Source organism: Microcoleus sp. Pol11C3 (assembly GCF_036701485.1).
In the GTDB taxonomy this organism is placed as follows: Bacteria; Cyanobacteriota; Cyanobacteriia; order Cyanobacteriales; family Microcoleaceae; genus Microcoleus.
The window spans coordinates 1-1039 of sequence record NZ_JAUBQW010000326.1 but is presented as its reverse complement, the minus strand read 5'-3'; the positions used below and the strand labels follow the sequence as shown (position 1 = coordinate 1039).

Here is a 1039-nt window from a genome sequence, read left to right as displayed (position 1 = left end):
TTCATGGTTTTATTGTCACAATCAAGTATTGCATATAATTGTATCATAGTCTTGATAATGATTTAGGATTGCTATAGATGTTAGCTACAGGCTCGTTTGGTCGCCCAATGGCGATCGGCTGGCTTTCGTGAGTGGCGATACCGACATTTATACAGTCAAGGCTGACGGTTCCGGGCTAACTAAACAGTTGGCTGGGGAGTCTTGCAAAGCAGCTAATTTTAAAATAGTTTGGTTTTCCAACAGCCAAAAACAAGTTTTTGCCCGTTCTTGCGACGGTTTTACCTCTGATGATCCCGGCAGTCAATCACTTTATACGAGCGACACTTCGGGTATTAAAGGAAGTAAATTAGTTCGGAATTGGGAACTAGGAGGACGACCGGCTAAAACAGAAATTTCATCGGTATTTTACATTTCACCGGACGGCCAGCAGGTAGCATTTGTCAAGGATCAAAATATCTACAAAATGAATGCCGACGGTTCGGGCATGACTAAATTAACCAAAAGTCCCGGCGACTATACATCCGCTAGCGAACTTGTTTGGTCGCCCGATAGCACAAAAATTGCTTTCTTGTTCGGCGCTTATCCTAAACAGCAAATTTACACAATCAACGCCAACGGAAGCAACATCAAAAATTTCACTAACAACCCGCAAAATGAGGTTTATAGCGGCCAACTATTTTGGTCGCCCGATAGCACCCGCATTGTTTACTATGGGGGCAAAGCGGGCGATTTGAGCGGGGAAAAGCAGGATATCTACCTGCTTGATATTAACCGGGGGACAGCCAAGAACCTCACCCAAAAACCCGGAAATTACAACGAACTTTCGTGGTCGCCAGATGGCCAACTTATTGCCTTCCTGGCGGGAGACTTCAACAATAAAAAACTATACACAATCAATGCTAAGGGTGACCAGCTAAATCAACTAGCTCCTCGGCTAGAACTGTCTGGAATTTTTGAATTAGCAGGGGTGCATCTCACTTTGGCAAATACATCAAATTGAAAGTTGACCGTTGAGATAAGCACAGCGAAGAGCAAGGAT

The 1039-nt window shown here is 44.1% G+C and carries 1 protein-coding gene; it reads left to right on the top strand.

Annotation, left to right across the window (positions count from 1 at the left end):
• Positions 1–127 precede the first annotated feature (127 nt).
• The gene (locus QUA40_RS28885; protein WP_333132166.1) at positions 128–1000 is read left to right on the top strand and encodes a DPP IV N-terminal domain-containing protein; all 873 of its coding nucleotides are present in this window, start codon (positions 128–130) and stop codon (positions 998–1000) included.
• The last annotated feature ends 39 nt before the right edge of the window (positions 1001–1039 follow it).